At 48.3% G+C, this 15,341-nt stretch carries 15 protein-coding genes and 3 tRNA genes; 16 read left to right on the forward strand and 2 right to left on the reverse strand.

The genetic code is table 11. From position 1 onward, the window contains the following. The first annotated feature begins 95 nt into the window (after positions 1–95). The 13 genes from hemF to DDY07_RS04865 all read left to right on the forward strand — a co-directional run bounded on the left by hemF (position 96) and on the right by DDY07_RS04865 (position 11,200). Positions 96–1,010 carry an oxygen-dependent coproporphyrinogen oxidase gene (hemF, locus tag DDY07_RS04805; RefSeq protein WP_171695011.1) on the forward strand — a complete coding sequence of 305 codons (915 nt, stop codon included), beginning with the start codon at positions 96–98 and terminating at the stop codon, positions 1,008–1,010. Between the two features lie 235 nt (positions 1,011–1,245). Further along, a complete protein-coding gene (locus DDY07_RS04810) occupies positions 1,246–2,193 on the forward strand; it encodes a hypothetical protein (RefSeq protein WP_129871414.1) in 948 nt (315 codons plus the stop codon). 74 nt (positions 2,194–2,267) lie between these two features. Beyond that, a tRNA-Val gene (locus DDY07_RS04815) sits at positions 2,268–2,344 on the forward strand. A 48-nt stretch (positions 2,345–2,392) separates the two neighbouring features. Next, the gene (gene thrS / locus DDY07_RS04820; RefSeq protein ID WP_033158141.1) at positions 2,393–4,300 is read left to right on the forward strand and encodes a threonine--tRNA ligase; all 1,908 of its coding nucleotides are present in this window, start codon (positions 2,393–2,395) and stop codon (positions 4,298–4,300) included. Between the two features lie 22 nt (positions 4,301–4,322). Then, entirely contained in the window at positions 4,323–4,847 is a 525-nt protein-coding gene (infC, locus tag DDY07_RS04825) for a translation initiation factor IF-3 (RefSeq protein ID WP_081607885.1), read from the forward strand. Between the two features lie 159 nt (positions 4,848–5,006). After that, a complete protein-coding gene (gene rpmI, locus DDY07_RS04830; protein ID WP_033158016.1) occupies positions 5,007–5,204 on the forward strand; it encodes a 50S ribosomal protein L35 in 198 nt (65 codons plus the stop codon). Between the two features lie 29 nt (positions 5,205–5,233). Continuing rightward, positions 5,234–5,596, forward strand: coding sequence for a 50S ribosomal protein L20 (rplT, locus tag DDY07_RS04835; protein ID WP_171695012.1), 363 nt, complete (start codon positions 5,234–5,236; stop codon positions 5,594–5,596). A 140-nt stretch (positions 5,597–5,736) separates the two neighbouring features. Then, entirely contained in the window at positions 5,737–6,756 is a 1,020-nt protein-coding gene (gene pheS / locus DDY07_RS04840; RefSeq protein ID WP_171695013.1) for a phenylalanine--tRNA ligase subunit alpha, read from the forward strand. A 15-nt stretch (positions 6,757–6,771) separates the two neighbouring features. Continuing rightward, a complete protein-coding gene (pheT, locus tag DDY07_RS04845; RefSeq protein WP_171695014.1) occupies positions 6,772–9,147 on the forward strand; it encodes a phenylalanine--tRNA ligase subunit beta in 2,376 nt (791 codons plus the stop codon). Beyond that, the gene (ihfA, locus tag DDY07_RS04850; RefSeq protein WP_197027036.1) at positions 9,147–9,446 is read left to right on the forward strand and encodes an integration host factor subunit alpha; all 300 of its coding nucleotides are present in this window, start codon (positions 9,147–9,149) and stop codon (positions 9,444–9,446) included. Before pheT ends, ihfA begins: the two co-directional genes overlap by 1 nt. Then, positions 9,430–9,783: a MerR family transcriptional regulator gene (locus DDY07_RS04855; RefSeq protein WP_020481982.1), complete on the forward strand. Its 354-nt coding sequence runs from the start codon at positions 9,430–9,432 to the stop codon at positions 9,781–9,783. Before ihfA ends, DDY07_RS04855 begins: the two co-directional genes overlap by 17 nt. Positions 9,784–9,853: 70 nt before the next feature. Next, positions 9,854–9,930 (forward strand) — tRNA-Pro (locus DDY07_RS04860). A 217-nt stretch (positions 9,931–10,147) separates the two neighbouring features. Next, entirely contained in the window at positions 10,148–11,200 is a 1,053-nt protein-coding gene (locus DDY07_RS04865; protein WP_367650853.1) for a phosphotransferase, read from the forward strand. Between the two features lie 240 nt (positions 11,201–11,440). Here DDY07_RS04865 and DDY07_RS04870 read toward each other — a convergent pair. Next, positions 11,441–11,527: transfer RNA gene (locus DDY07_RS04870), tRNA-Leu, on the reverse strand. A 234-nt stretch (positions 11,528–11,761) separates the two neighbouring features. Further along, a complete protein-coding gene (locus tag DDY07_RS04875; protein ID WP_171695016.1) occupies positions 11,762–12,472 on the reverse strand; it encodes a hypothetical protein in 711 nt (236 codons plus the stop codon). Between the two features lie 197 nt (positions 12,473–12,669). Between DDY07_RS04875 and DDY07_RS04880 the strand changes: the two genes are divergently transcribed. From DDY07_RS04880 to DDY07_RS04890, 3 genes are all read left to right on the forward strand, one after another. Next, on the forward strand, positions 12,670–13,059 hold the full coding sequence (locus DDY07_RS04880) for a lipocalin family protein (protein ID WP_171695017.1): 390 nt from the start codon (positions 12,670–12,672) through the stop codon (positions 13,057–13,059). Between the two features lie 102 nt (positions 13,060–13,161). Beyond that, complete coding sequence (locus DDY07_RS04885; protein ID WP_171695018.1) at positions 13,162–13,977, forward strand: ferritin-like domain-containing protein; 816 nt, start codon at positions 13,162–13,164, stop codon at positions 13,975–13,977. Further along, on the forward strand, positions 13,970–15,142 hold the full coding sequence (locus tag DDY07_RS04890) for an NnrS family protein (RefSeq protein ID WP_171695019.1): 1,173 nt from the start codon (positions 13,970–13,972) through the stop codon (positions 15,140–15,142). Before DDY07_RS04885 ends, DDY07_RS04890 begins: the two co-directional genes overlap by 8 nt. The last annotated feature ends 199 nt before the right edge of the window (positions 15,143–15,341 follow it).

The following is a 15,341-nucleotide window of genomic DNA, read 5'->3' on the forward strand; positions in this document are numbered from 1 at the left end:
TGTTTGCGGAATGCTTATTGTGGTAATTTGCGCTCAGAGGGCTGCCGCATAGCGGTTGCTGAGTAAAATTACTATCGACGGGACAGTGCTTTATCATGATTGAGAACGATATATCCGCAGTTAAAACGTATTTGCTGAAGTTGCAAGATCGAATTTGCACTGCTTTAGAAGCGGAAGAACCCACCGCGCGCTTCGTTGAAGATGCCTGGGAACGCGCCGAAGGTGGTGGCGGGCGTTCGCGGGTGTTGGCGAATGGTGAGGTATTTGAGCAAGGCGGGGTTAATTTTTCGCACGTGTTTGGTAGTCATCTGCCGCCATCGGCAACCGCCAAACGGCCGGAGCTAGCCAATCGGCAATTTGAAGCGATGGGCGTGTCCCTGGTGATGCATCCTCGCAATCCTTATGTGCCGACCTCACACGCCAATGTGCGGTTTTTTATCGCCAAAAAAGACGGTGAACCGGCTATTTGGTGGTTTGGTGGTGGTTTCGATTTGACGCCGTTTTATCCTTTCCAAGAAGACGTGTTGCATTGGCATCAAGTGGCGCGTCAGGCTTGTCTGCCGTTTGGTGAGGATGTTTATCCGCGCTATAAAAAATGGTGCGACGACTATTTCTTTTTAAAGCACCGCAACGAAACTCGTGGCGTCGGCGGGTTGTTTTTCGACGATTTGAACGAGCCTGATTTTGCTCAAGCTTTTGCATTTATGCAGAGTGTTGGCGATCATTACCTGGATGCCTATTTGCCCATCGTGCAAAAGCGTAAAGACACAGTCTATGGCGAGCGGGAGCGTAATTTTCAATTGTATCGGCGTGGGCGTTATGTCGAGTTTAATTTGGTGTACGACAGGGGGACTCTATTCGGGCTGCAATCTGGCGGGCGGACCGAATCGATTTTGATGTCCATGCCTCCGGTCGCGCACTGGCAATACAATTGGCAGCCTGAATCAGGTAGTCCGGAAGCCCGGTTATACGACACATTTTTACGCCCACAAAACTGGCTGGGAATTTAGGCGGAAATTGGTTAGTAACAGTGCTTCGGAATGTCTTAGCAAGATTTGTTTGCAAGGTTTTGTTTTCAGTCAAGCGTGTGGGGTCTTTTTTTTGGATAGTTAGCTAAAGTTCACAAAATTTCTGCCGCTAAAAGAAACGGCATGGTTGTAATCGCCAAAATATAGGAAGTGATTTGAATCTGTCCTGACTTTGGCTATCCGCCATTTGTTTTTATGCAGCGTCAAGGTGAATCTAATGACTACGATCAATTCATTGACAACATCATTGTATGTATCGCAAACCACCATCAGCATATCCAGCACCAAAAGTACGCACAACGATGACGATCAAGAGCGTCCGGCGGTAAGCGGGAGAGGGGAGAAGCATGGGCATCATCATAGTGGTGGGGCGTTCATGCGCAATGTCATACAAACATTGCAAAGTTTTGGATTGAATATTCCTGGTGGTAATAGTGATTCTGCCGCCGATGACACTACTGAGAGCAACGCTGGCGGTAGTCAAAATAATTCATCCAATCTTGGGCAATTGTTGCAGACCTTTTTGCAGGATTTAAGGCAGGTATTGAAACAAAGCGGTGTGCAGCAACCGGCTACAGCGGCGCAAGGCGATGCAAGTGCTGCTCAAACGCCGCAAAAGCAGGTCGCATCGGCCGCGACTACACCGACGCCTGCAACAACGAGTAGGGCGCAAACCGGACAGACAACGGCTGCGACACCGTCAACTAGCGTAACGAATAATGCGGGTACGCAAGCAACGACGACCAACGGATCTGCAACGACCACACCTACTGCCGCGCCACGCGCAACTGTTGCCGATGTACGCCAAGCGTTGCACAGCTTCTTGCACGATTTGCGTCAGGCTTTGAAATACAGTGCTGATCGTCGTCACGGCTCCGACGATGACGGTCGGCATGGCGACAAAGCAGTAGGTCGAAATGGCTATGGTAAATTCACCGATAATTTGCAAAATTTGATCGCGGCTTTGGGTGATGCTACTGGTCAAACTGGTGGCAAATATAAAGAATTGCAAGATAGTTTTAACGATTTAGTGAACGTGTTGGGAGCTCCGGCGAATGGTAAAAAACCGACTTTGTTGGAGTTTTTAAACAAGTTGTCAGGTAATCGTGAGAGTAACACTCCGGCCTCTGGTGCCAAGGGATCTATCTTAACTGCTACAGCTTGAACCGTTGTTGCTATAGAAAAAGCTTGCATAAACGGTTTAGGTCGTTATAATGCGCGGCTCGAACGATAGACTTTAGGCGCGTAGCTCAGTTGGTTAGAGCACCACCTTGACATGGTGGGGGTCGGTGGTTCGAGTCCACTCGCGCCTACCAAAACATAAAGCACCGCATGACGGTGCTTTTTTTATTGTGGAATCGAAAATGCCTGTAATCACTTTGCCCGACGGCTCTCAGCGTCAATTCGACCAAGCGGTATCTGTAATGGATGTGGCCCTGTCTATTGGTACGGGTCTGGCTAAAGCGACGTTGGCAGGTAAAGTAAATGGCAAATTGGTAGATGCCGGCACGTTGATCGATTCCGATGCGAGTTTGCAAATCGTCACTGCCAAGGACGAGGAGGGTGTTGATGTGATCCGCCACTCCACAGCGCATTTGCTGGCTCAGGCTGTCAAACAGTTATTCCCCTCAGCGCAGGTAACCATCGGTCCAGTGATAGAAAACGGTTTCTATTACGACTTTGCCTTTGAGCGTTCCTTTACGCCTGAAGATCTGACGGCTATCGAAAAGAGAATGGCGGAACTGGTTGCGCAAGATATTGCCGTTAGCCGTTCGCTGTTGTCGCGCGACGAAGCCGTAAAGTTTTTTGAAGGTTTAGGCGAGAAATACAAAGCTGAAATTATCGCTTCGATTCCTGCCAATGAAGATTTGTCTTTATACCAACAAGGCGACTTTACCGACTTGTGCCGCGGTCCGCATGTGCCCAGCACCGGCAAATTAAAAGCGTTTAAATTGATGAAAATTGCTGGCGCCTATTGGCGCGGCGATTCCAAGAACGAGATGCTGCAACGCATTTATGGTACTGCCTGGGGCGATGCTAAGGAATTAGCCGCTTATCTGCATCGTCTGGAAGAAGCTGAAAAGCGCGATCATCGTAAAATCGGCAAGGCCCTGGATTTGTTTCATACCCAGGAAGAAGCGCCGGGCATGGTGTTCTGGCACGACAAGGGTTGGACCATATATCAGCAGATCGAGCAATACGTGCGCGAGAAATTGCGCGTCAATGGCTATGGCGAAGTCAAAACCCCGCAAATCGTTGATCGCACGCTGTGGGAAAAATCCGGTCACTGGGATAAATTCAGTGCGATGATGTTCACCACGCATTCGGAAAGCCGCGATTATGCGGTGAAGCCGATGAACTGTCCTTGCCATATTCAGATTTACAATCAAGGTATTAAAAGTTACCGGGATTTGCCGGTGCGCCTAGCTGAATTCGGCTCCTGTCACCGTAACGAGCCATCCGGCACTCTGCATGGCTTGATGCGGGTCCGGAATTTTGTGCAGGACGATGCGCACATCTTTTGTACCGAAGATCAGATTCAATCCGAAGTCTCCACGTTTATCGATCTGTTGTTTGAGGTATACAAGGATTTCGGTTTCGAGGAAGTGATTATCAAACTGTCAACTCGTCCGGAAAATCGAGTCGGCGACGATGCGGTCTGGGATAAGGCGGAAAGCGCGCTGGAATTGGCCTTGAACAATAAAGGCCTGGATTGGCAATTGCAGCCGGGCGAAGGTGCTTTCTACGGTCCTAAAATAGAGTTTTCCTTGAAAGATTGTATAGGTCGGGTCTGGCAATGCGGTACTATACAAGTCGATTTCTCGATGCCGGAAAGGCTGGATGCCTCGTATATAGGCGAAGATAGCGCCAGGCATGTGCCGGTAATGTTGCATCGGGCAATACTGGGCTCCTTGGAGCGTTTCATCGGAATTTTGATCGAGCAATATGCCGGAACTTTTCCGCTATGGTTGGCGCCAGTGCAGGTGATGGTGATGAATATCACCGACCGCCATGCCGATTATGCGGAGCAGGTGCGGCGAGAACTTGAAAAACAAGGTCTTAGAGTCAAAATTGACTTGAGAAACGAGAAGATAGGCTTTAAAATCCGCGAGCATTCCATGCAGCGAGTGCCGTATCTTTTGATTATCGGCGACAAGGAATTAGAAACTCGGACTGTTAGTGTACGCACACAACAGGGCGAGGATCTAGGAAGTCTGTCAATTGGCGAACTTGGCGAACGCTTGAGGAACCAGATTGCGGATCGAAAATAATAACAACTTGGAGGATTAGGGTATCAGCTCTAAAAAAGATGCAACGCGCTTAAATACCGAAATTACCGCCAGGCGGGTTCGGGTAGTAGGCGCTGAAGGTGAACAAGTCGGGGTTGTTTCAATAAACGAAGCGTTACAGCTCGCCTACGATGCAAATATGGATCTGGTCGAAATATCGCCCAATGCCGATCCGCCGGTTTGCAAAGTCATGGACTTCGGCAAATACCAGTTTGAGTTAAACAAAAAACTGCAAGCCGCCAAGAAAAAGCAAAAACAAATCCAGATCAAGGAAATCAAGTTTAGGCCCGGTACCGAAGAAGGCGATTACCAGGTCAAGCTGCGCAGCCTGATCAAATTTCTAAACGAAGGCGACAAAACCAAGATCACCGTGCGTTTTAAAGGCCGTGAGTTAACTCATCGCGAGTTGGGCATGGACTTGTTGAAACGTATCGAAACCGATCTGGAAGAAATGGCCATAGTCGAGCAATTTCCGAAATTGGAAGGCCGGCAAATGGTCATGGTGATGGGCCCGAAGAAAAAGAAATAACTCAATCACACGGTTTTAGCCGTTTTTTAAAACGGCAAGGCGATTCAGGAACGAATCGGTTAAAGGATGCTTTTGTGTCCGGAAATTCAATGGGGCCAAGCATTTTGCCTCACTGGGTTTTATCTCAGGGACTTTACTTTTAATCATTGGAGAAAACAAATGCCAAAAATGAAAAGCCATAGCGGTGCCGGCAAGCGCTTCAAGAAAGTTGGAAGCGGCGGTTTTAAATGCAAACAATCGCATAAACGTCATATTTTGACTAAAAAAACCACCAAACGTAAAAGACAACTGCGTAAAACAGCCATTCTTCATCCGTCGGATACGCCATTGGTTGCGCGTATGCTGCCGTACAGTTGATTTATCATTGATATTGAAGAGAGTAGAACATGGCTAGAGTTAAACGCGGCGTCACCGCTAGAGCAAGACACAAAAAGATTTTAAAACTGGCAAAAGGTTACTACGGTGCCCGTAGCCGGGTTTACCGCGTCGCCAAGCAGGCGGTCATCAAGGCCGGTCAATACGCTTATCGCGACCGTAAACAGAAAAAACGCCAATTCCGCGCCTTGTGGATCGTGCGTATCAACGCTGCCGCACGTTTGTACGGTATCTCCTATAGCCGTTTGATCAACGGTCTGAATAAAGCCAATGTTGCGATCGACCGCAAAGTATTGGCCGACTTGGCTGTACGCGACATCGACGCTTTCGGCGCGATTGCGAAATTGGCTATAGCAAACCAAAGCAAACCGTAAGGAAAACATTAAGCCGCTTTGAAAGAGCGGTTTAATTGCTCGACTCCCCGTTTTTGACGGGGAGTTTTCCGCCAAATCTCGTTGGCGGGAACCTATCGTTTTGGAATTTCCCTCAATTGCAGACAAAAGTGAGCTGAGTCGTGTCGGCTAGTATCGAAGATATTGTTACGCAGGCATTACAAGAGCTTGCACATGCACAAGACCTTAGCCAACTGGATCAGGTCAGAGTTAATTATCTAGGCAAAAAAGGTCTATTCACTCAGCAGATGAAGGAGTTGGGTGGCCTGGACCCCGAGCAACGCCGCAGTGCTGGGCAAATTATCAACGATGCCAAAAATACTTTTCAAGAGGCGTTAGAGGCTCGGAAATCGACTTTGGAAAATGCCGAATTGGCGGCGCGTCTGGCTAGCGAATGTATCGACGTTACCCTGCCGGGGCGGGGTCAAACCGTATCCGGATTGCATCCTGTCACGATCACCTTGCGGCGGATTGCCAAAATTTTTGCCGAGGCCGGCTTTAATATCGTCGAAGGCCCTGAAATCGAAGACGATTACCATAACTTCGGCGCCTTGAATATTCCCGAGCATCATCCCGCGCGGGCGATGCACGATACTTTTTATTTCGATGCGCATACCGTATTGAGAACTCACACGTCGCCGGTACAGATTCGGGTGATGGAATCCGAAAAGCCACCCTTGAAAATTATCGCACCGGGCCGGGTGTACCGCTGTGATTCGGACATGACCCATTCGCCCATGTTTCATCAGGTCGAAGGTTTCCTAGTTGATACCGACGTCAGTTTCGGCAACCTGAAGGGTGTCATTTTTGAGTTTCTGCGCGCCTTCTTCGAAAAAGAAGTCAACGTGCGTTTTCGTCCTTCTTATTTTCCGTTTACAGAGCCTTCCGCCGAATTCGATGTGTCTTGTGTGATGTGCGACGGCAAAGGTTGCCGCGTCTGCAAACAAACGGGCTGGCTGGAAGTGGGCGGTTGCGGCATGATTCACCCGGAAGTATTCAAATCGGTCGGTATTGATAACCAAGTTTATTCCGGCTTCGCCTTTGGAACCGGAGTCGAACGTCTGGCGATGATGAAATACGGCATCAACGATTTGCGGATGTTTTTCGAAAACGATCTGAAATTTTTACAACAGTTTAGGTGACGGTGGAAAATAATCATGCAAGTCAGTGAAGCCTGGTTAAGAGAACTGGTCAATCCGCCCATCGCTACCGCCGAATTAGTCGCGCAGCTGACCATGGCCGGTCTGGAAGTTGACGCCGTGACGCCTGTTGCAGCCGAATTTTCCGGTGTGGTGGTAGGCGAAGTGCTCTCCACCATTCAACATCCAAACGCCGATAAACTTAGAGTTTGTCAGGTCAACGTCGGCCAAGCTGAGTCCCTGCAAATCGTTTGCGGTGCCAGTAATGTCAGGCCCGGTTTGAAAATTCCGGCAGCATTGATCGGTGCGATATTGCCCGGCGATTTCAAAATAAAGGAATCCAAGCTGCGTGGCGAATTGTCGTTCGGCATGCTGTGTTCGGAAAAGGAATTGGGTTTGGCGGTTAGTTCCGAAGGCTTGATGGAGTTGCCCGCTGACGCGCCGGTGGGTGCCGATATTCGCGACTATTTGGCGCTGAACGATAATGTGATCGAATTGGGCTTAACGCCTAATCGCGCCGATTGCCTGAGCGTCGAAGGGGTCGCCAGGGAAGTGGCGGTTTTGAACAATCTGCCGTTTCAGGCTACGACGTTTACTACTGTCGAACCGCAGCACACGGAAACCCTGGAAGTTAAAGTCGAAGCCACGGAAGCTTGCCCGGTTTATCTGGGGCGTTTGATCAAAAATATCAATTCCGCCGCAGTGACGCCACTGTGGATGCAGGAGCGTCTGCGCCGTTGCGGTATTAGAAGTTTAAGCCCGGTTGTTGATGTTACCAACTATGTGTTGATCGAATTGGGCCAACCGCTGCATGCTTTCGATGCCGATAAACTGAGTGCGCCTATCGTGGTTAGACGTAGCCGGGCCGGCGAGTCCTTGGCTTTATTGAATGACCAAACCATAGAGCTGGACGGCGAGGCACTGGTCATAGCCGATCTACGGCAAGCCTTGGCCTTGGCCGGCGTGATGGGGGGTAAGGACAGCGCCGTATTTGGCGAAACCCGCGATATATTCCTGGAATGTGCGTTTTTTACGCCCATTGATGTCGCCGGCAAGGCCCGCCAATTTGGTTTGCATACCGATTCCTCGCACCGCTTCGAAAGAGGTGTGGATTTTAACTTGCAACGCCGGGCGATCGAACGCGCCACGCAATTGATTCTACAAATAGCCGGCGGTAGTCCTGGGCCGGTTCAAGAGGTTATTTCCACTGCCGAACTGCCCGCCAGAATGCCGGTAAAGCTGCGTAGCCAACGTATTACAAAGGTGTTGGGCATTCAATTTGGCGACGATGAAGTGCATGCGCTGTTCGAAGGCTTGGGTATGCAGGTTCAAGTAGTCGAGAACGGCTGGGAAATTACCCCGCCGGGCTTTCGTTTCGATATTGCCATCGAAGAAGATTTGCTGGAAGAAATCGGCAGAATCTATGGATATAACAATCTACCTAGTAGCAGTTTGTTGATGCGCTCTGAGCTTGGCAAAGCGCCCGAGGCGCACTTGCCATTGGCGAGATTGCAGGATTGCTTGGTAGATCGCGGTTATCAGGAAGCGATTACCTACAGCTTTGTCGATGAAGCAATGCAAAATGCCGTCGCGCCTGGCGAAGAATTTATCCGGATTCAAAACCCTATATCCTCAGAACTAGCCGTGATGCGCACTACGCTTTGGTGCGGTTTGTTGAATGCGGCTTTGTATAATATCAACCGCCAACAGAGTCGAGTGCGCTTATTCGAAGCCGGCTTGCGGTTTTTCTATCAAGATGGGCGAATTCAACAGCGAAAAATGTTATCCGGTTTAGCCTTGGGTTCCGTTAATCCCGAACAGTGGGGCGAAAAAGCCAGAAAGCTGGATTTCTTCGATGTGAAAGCTGATATTGAAGCGTTATTTGGTTTGACGGGTATTATGGCTGAGTTTGTTGCCTACCAACATCCGGCTTTACATCCCGGTCAAACCGCGCAAATCAAAAACCAACATGGCGAAGTGATAGGTTTATTGGGCATGTTGCACCCAACGCTCGAAAAACAATTGGGTTTCGATAGTCCGGTATTCTTGTTTGAACTCGAACAGGATGCCGTATTGCAACGCAAGGTGCCTAAATTTAGTACATTATCCAAATACCCTTCTGTACGCCGCGATCTGGCTTTATTGGTGGAAGAGGCTGTATCGGCTGCCGCAATCACCAGTGTAATTGAAGAATGCATGGAGACGGCGATACGCGAAATATCGATCTTCGACGTTTATCGCGGACCGGGCGTCGCCGAAGGTTATAAGAGTGTCGCGTTAGCTTTACTCTTGCAGGATTTTACGCAAACGCTTACCGACACAGAAATTGATGCTATATTTCGCAAAGTGCTGGACACTTTAGCGGCTAAACTGAATGCAAAATTGAGGGAGTGATTGTGGCATTAACCAAAGCAGATATTGCAGAGAAGTTGTTTGAAGACCTCGGTTTAAACAAGCGAGAAGCCAAAGAAATCGTAGAGTTGTTTTTTGACGAAATTAAAAAAAGTCTGGAAAGCGGCGAGCAAGTGAAGATTTCTGGGTTTGGTAAGTTTGAATTGCGCGACAAAAGTGGTCGGCCGGGTAGAAATCCCAAAACAGGTGAAGAAATTCCCATCACTCCGCGGCGTGTGGTGACTTTTAGAACAGGGCAAAAATTGAAAGCTCGAGTAGAAGCGTATGCTGGAACCCAGTAATAATAACGAATTACCGGTTATTCCGGCCAAGCGGTATTTTACGATTGGCGAAGTTAGCGACCTCTGCGCGGTAAAGCCCCATGTATTGCGCTATTGGGAACAAGAGTTCACCGAGCTTAGTCCGGTAAAACGCCGAGGAAATCGCCGTTATTATCAGCGCCATGACGTGTTGTTGATTCGACAAATTCGCGCTTTGTTATACGAGCAAGGTTACACAATAGGTGGTGCGCGTGCTCATCTGGCGAGTGGTAGCGCGAAGGAAGACAGTTTACGCACCAAACAACTTATTCATCAGATGATTGGCGAGCTGGAAGATATTTTGGAGCTGCTGAAATAGCGTTTCCCAAATAATATGATATTATGTCCGGCTTGCTCTCCTAGGTGGGCATTGGTTTAATGATAAACTTCGGGGCGTAGCGCAGCCTGGTAGCGCACTTGTCTGGGGGACAAGGGGTCGTGGGTTCGAATCCCGCCGTCCCGACCAAGTTTTTTGAGATTGAATATTGAATAACCCGCAAGTTACTTGACTTAGCGGGTTTTTTATTGCTTGAAAAACTATAGGAATACATAGCGTTTTTGATAATTAATCACTGATTGATCGATAAAGTTAAATTGAATGAATACGGCGGCTAATATTTCGTTTATCAAATATTTGAGACAGGCCTAATCCGATGTTGAGCCGTTTTAGAGATCATATTGTCGTGAATCACCCGGATCAATTGTCTCGGCAATGGGCGCAACGTATTGTTGATAGATACGCAACCAGTGCCAAAGTACGTACAGTAGATATTCGATCCGTCAATATTGGCACATCGACACGCTTGCGGCTAACCGTGAATCATGACGCCATCGGCGTCGTTCCAAGTCGGTGGTTTGTAAAAACGCCGTCGCTGGCAATTAAGTCCAGAGCGATTACCACCATACCGCGGTTATTACATAAGGAAGTTCATTTTTATAATTCGCTTTCTCAGGGGGTTCCGGTGAGTGTGCCGCAAATTTTAGCGGCTGAAAGTCTGTTAGGGCGCGGTACTACATTGGTAATGGCGGATTTGGATGAGCTGGGATTTAGGCCCGGGCTTACCGCAGACGCTCTGTCTTTGGAACAAGCTCAGCAGGTGGTTGAAAAGCTCGCCGGTTTTCATGCTCACTATTGGGGCAATGCTGGGCTGTTGAAAACGCATCGCTGGTTAAACGGTTTTAGTCACAATGTCGAGAATCATATGGGTACCTTACTGGCTGTGCCCTTGATGAAGCGTGGCCTTGATCGCGCAGGGCGCTTGGTGCCCAACAAATTGCATAGATCCGCGTTGCGCTATGCAGCGGATCGGCGGCGAATCACCAAGATATTGGCAACCGGTGTGCAGACCTTGGTGCATCATGATTGTCATCCAGGCAATCTATTTTGGAATCACTCTGAGCCGGGCTTTCTGGATTGGCAATTGGTGCGGATGGGTGAGGGTGTTAGTGACCTAGCTTATTTTTTAGCGACATCGCTGAAGCCGGAGTCTCGGCGAGCTCATGAAAAACAATTGCTGAAGCTATACATGACGGCGTTAGCTAGTCACGGGATTAGCGACTTGGATGAAGAAACGTATTACCAACGCTACCGCGCTCATTTGGTGTATCCGTTCGAAGCGATGATTGTTACCTTGGCTATAGGGGGTATGATGGAGCGCAATAGCAACTTGGAGTTAGTTGCGCGCGTTTCAGCGGCGGTTGACGATAACGATAGCTATTCTGCGTTATCTCTATAAGCGTTCTTACCTGCGTTTCTGGAAGGCAGTTATATACTGAATTTGATCTGAGAATTGGGTCGATGCTATTTGGCGGAGAATCTCTCGATAGAGAGATAATTTGGCGGGTATATGAACCCACAAAAATTTTAAATAAGTATTGACTTAATAATTGACTGCTACATCGTTTGTAGCTACGAGAAAATCTATAAGGATTTTTTAATCTCTGTCTTGCTGGTTTCCGCAAGAAGAAAATAAAAATGGTGCCGAGGAGAGGACTTGAACCTCCACAGGGTTACCCCTACTAGCACCTGAAGCTAGCGCGTCTACCAATTTCACCACCTCGGCATTACTCATCTAGGCAAGTAATTTGGTCATTATAAGTATATGAATGGGATGTGTCAACCTTATGATTATACACATCGCTGAGCAGCTTAACGTCGGCACTCCTGAAGGATTGGTTGTTGTCGCCACGTGACTCAGTCGTTCTGAGGCAGTGGCTTGGGTATTAGGGTGGCTTGGTCTATTTGGCTGCTTCCATTGGCGAGCGATAGTTTGTGCAAGAAAGTTTTTTTCGGCAGACTATTGAGCTAATTTGCGGTACCCATCGAATAAATGATGAATTTCCTCAAGACCGTCTTCGATTGACCAAGAAACCGACTTTGACAATAAATCCAGTAAAATCACGCCGTTTACCGCTGCATCTTCGCTAATCGCAGTTTTTAACCGTTGGCTTAAATGGAGGTTGATAACTTGTAAGTTTTGATATAGCGCGAGCAGTTCATCCAATTCCAGGGAATAGGTTAGGTGGTCTTTTTGCCGAAAATACTGTGCCAATAGGAACATCGTGGTTACTCGGTAAATCGTTTCAGTTTGATCGGCCAAGGGTAAGTGAAAACGTGCCATTGGCTTTAAAAATTCAGTATGCGGACACGGGCTGGTGGCCATAATTAAGCCTAGAATCGAACTGGCGATATGTTGAGCAGTGGTTTCGGCGCGTATGGTTCTTCTATCAGTAATGACTTCTACAGCCATTTGCTTGTGGGACACTAGGTGCCCACATAAATTTAACAGTGACACCAAATTAATCGCGACAGGACAGTGCGGAACCTGCTCAGGTTTTAACGGGCAATTGCGGCATTGTTGATACGTGAGCTCCGTCCATAGAGGATAGGGAGGGGGAGCGGCAGAAATAAGGGTCATGCTTTGTTTATCAACTTCGATTAGGAAATCGGCGCTGTCGTAATCTTCTGCGCTTAAGCGGTAGGTAAAATGTAGGATGTCTTCGGACATATAAATTCAGCAAACTTGTGATGTGCGTTTTCTTGGATGGATTTTAACCTGGCTAAGCCGCGTTATTGGCCGATTGTAGGGGCGTCGTCTGACTAGTTTGGCTTGAGTATAGCTGCGGTATTCAAGTAAAGGAGGCTGCCTAAGGCTCCGTGTTACAATCGACTGCTCTAAAAACATAATCTCAAAAAGGCTTTACCATGCAATTTATTAAACTCTCCGCTGTTGCTTTATTGTTTTTATCTTTTCACGCCACAGCGGAAGTTCAGCTGACCAAAGCCGATGTTTTGGGTACATGGCAAATCGACAAAGAATCCAACACCAGTGATGGCAGCAAGGCCCGAAGCTCTAATACCACCTGGACGTTTAAAGACGATGGCACTATCGAAGGCATGACCCATGAAAACGATTCGCATGCCAGAATTGACCAAATGCGGGCTGTGCTGAATTACGCCGTCGAAGGCGGCAAGATTGTCAAACAGGCGGCGCCGGGTCGCTCGAAGATGGAAACCTGCGAGGCAATTGAAAAATCCGGCAACAATATGGTTTTGAAGTGCCAAACCGTTTATTTCTTTATGTCTAAAAAATAAAAACGCCGAGTACTTCTGATAGTGTCGTGCTTAGTTTGACCTATTTATGTGATCGTCGGATGGGATGGACTCATCGGTAGCGAGAAAACAGGAACTTCGATTTTGGCAGAGCAGCCCCAAAGCCTATCCGATTTTGCGGAGCATTGTTTATTCAATGGCGACATTGAGCAAAAGCTTGTTTTAACTCATCAAGCCAGGCAGTTGTTGGATAACGGCTTATTGTCCCTGCAAACAACAGAGGCGGTATTGCCGATAAGCAATACCGTATTTCCTAGCCGGCCGGCGTTGTTGATGCCGCGAGAGATGCCTAAACGTCGTCTGGATTCCATCGAAGGTAAAGCGGCTTTTTTTCACGCGCTCGCACATATCGAGTTCGTGGCAATTTATTTGGCATGGGACATTATTTATCGGTTTCCCGGCTTGCCCGACGATTTTTATCGGGATTGGCTGATCATCGCCGACGAAGAGGCTCAGCATTTCGAGTTGATTCGCACTCATTTGCTTGGCTTGGGATTCGATTACGGCGATTTACCCGCGCATCGCGGGCTTTGGTCTCACGCCGAAGATACGTCCAATGACATTTTGGCGCGTTTGGCGATAGTGCCGCGGTGTATGGAGGCGCGCGGATTAGATGTGACCCCAGGCATGATGGATAAACTGGTTGCTATCGACGATCAGCCAGGTCTAGCTATCCTTCGGAGGATTTATAACGACGAAGTTGGGCATGTCGAGCGCGGTTCTTACTGGTTCAATAATCTGGCCAGACAGCGCGGTATGGAACCTGAAAACTGCTTTAAAGACCTGATACTGAATTATTTCAAAGGTAAGCCCAAGGGACCCTTTAACCGAGAAGTGCGTATAATTGCCGGCTTCTCGAATAACGAAATCGATTGGCTGGAGGAGCGTTTGCATGAATAACAAACCGGTTTTTGATTATCCACTGTTTGCGATGGGCTTTAGGGCCTTTTTCGCGCTGGCGGGATTATCAGCTCTGGCTTTGATTGCAGTATGGAACTCAATGTCCAACGGTTCGCTGCATATCGATAATTACTTCACCGGCAGCACGTGGCATGCTCATGAAATGTTGCTTGGCTACACCACAGCGGTGATTGCCGGTTTTTTACTAACAGCAGTTAGAAACTGGACTGGCTTACAAACAGTGACTCCCGATCAACTGGCGTCGCTGTGTTTTTTATGGATTTATGGCCGGGTATTGCCTTTTTATTCCGAACTATTGCCCGATTTGTTGATAGGCACCGTCGATTTCGTATTTTTACCGGTGTTGGCGTATTTTGTGGGTAAGCCAATTCTAAAAACTGGCAACTATCAAAATCTGATTTTTATCGCCTTATTACTGCTATTGGCCTTGGGCAATGGTTTGATTCACGCCCAAGTTTTGGGTATGGCTGGTAGTGCCTCGCTAGGACTGATCCTGGTGGTTACCATTATCGTCGCGATGATTTTGGTCATAGCCGGCCGGGTATTTCCGTTTTTTACCGAACGGGGATTATCCGGGGTTATTTGTATTCGCAATCCGGCATTGGATATTGCAGCTGTTGCGGTGAGTCTGGCGGTGTTTGCATTATTAATGCTGAATATATCCGGCGCATTGTTGGCGGTTGCTGCGGTAGCGGCGATTGTGATTAATATTGTGCGAGTGGCGGCTTGGTACAACCCGCGGATTTGGTTTGTGCCCCTGCTTTGGGTTTTGTACATCGGCTATGGTTGGTTGATCCTTGGATTTGGCTTGGTATCCCTCTCTGCTTTTGCTGTGGTTCCGCAGTCTTTGGCTTTACACGCCTTTACTGTTGGCGGCATCGGTATTTTGACTTTGGGCATGATGGCCCGCGTTGCGTTGGGCCATACCGGCAGGGCGCTAAAAGCCTCGAATGTGATGGCGCTGGCCTTTGTGCTGATAAATCTGGCCGCGTTGTTTCGGGTGTTATTTCCGGCTTTGTTGCCAAACTGGTATGGCGGTTTGGTGATGGTGTCCACCTATTGCTGGTTGGCGGCGTTTTCCTTGTTCGCATTTTATTATTCGCCAATTTTGATGTCGCCCAGGTTGGATGGGCAGCCGGGGTAGCGTAGTTCATAAAAACAGTGGCGATGGCGGATGGTCTCGTCCAAGCGTGCCGTATTTTTTATACATTGAATTTGTTGGAGCGACAGTGTTAGGGTTGCTATATCGGTTTACTGCGCGATCTGGTCAATGAAATGAGAGTGAATGGAAGCAAATTGCGCGACAGGTTTGATGTGAACATGAGTTGGACGGATTGACTTTG

The sequence above is a fragment of the Methylomonas sp. ZR1 genome, from assembly GCF_013141865.1.
Taxonomy (GTDB): domain Bacteria; phylum Pseudomonadota; class Gammaproteobacteria; order Methylococcales; family Methylomonadaceae; genus Methylomonas.

What these genes read in the sequence shown, in the direction of transcription:
- DDY07_RS04810 (WP_129871414.1), top strand. Translation starts at nt 1,246, where the DNA reads ATGACTACGATCAATTCATTGACAACATCATTGTATGTATCGCAAACC.
- pheT (WP_171695014.1), top strand. Translation starts at nt 6,772, where the DNA reads ATGCAAGTCAGTGAAGCCTGGTTAAGAGAACTGGTCAATCCGCCCATC.
- DDY07_RS04875 (WP_171695016.1), bottom strand. Translation starts at nt 12,472, where the DNA reads ATGTCCGAAGACATCCTACATTTTACCTACCGCTTAAGCGCAGAAGAT.
- rpmI (WP_033158016.1), top strand. Translation starts at nt 5,007, where the DNA reads ATGCCAAAAATGAAAAGCCATAGCGGTGCCGGCAAGCGCTTCAAGAAA.
- DDY07_RS04890 (WP_171695019.1), top strand. Translation starts at nt 13,970, where the DNA reads ATGAATAACAAACCGGTTTTTGATTATCCACTGTTTGCGATGGGCTTT.
- thrS (WP_033158141.1), top strand. Translation starts at nt 2,393, where the DNA reads ATGCCTGTAATCACTTTGCCCGACGGCTCTCAGCGTCAATTCGACCAA.
- DDY07_RS04855 (WP_020481982.1), top strand. Translation starts at nt 9,430, where the DNA reads ATGCTGGAACCCAGTAATAATAACGAATTACCGGTTATTCCGGCCAAG.
- DDY07_RS04880 (WP_171695017.1), top strand. Translation starts at nt 12,670, where the DNA reads ATGCAATTTATTAAACTCTCCGCTGTTGCTTTATTGTTTTTATCTTTT.
- hemF (WP_171695011.1), top strand. Translation starts at nt 96, where the DNA reads ATGATTGAGAACGATATATCCGCAGTTAAAACGTATTTGCTGAAGTTG.
- rplT (WP_171695012.1), top strand. Translation starts at nt 5,234, where the DNA reads ATGGCTAGAGTTAAACGCGGCGTCACCGCTAGAGCAAGACACAAAAAG.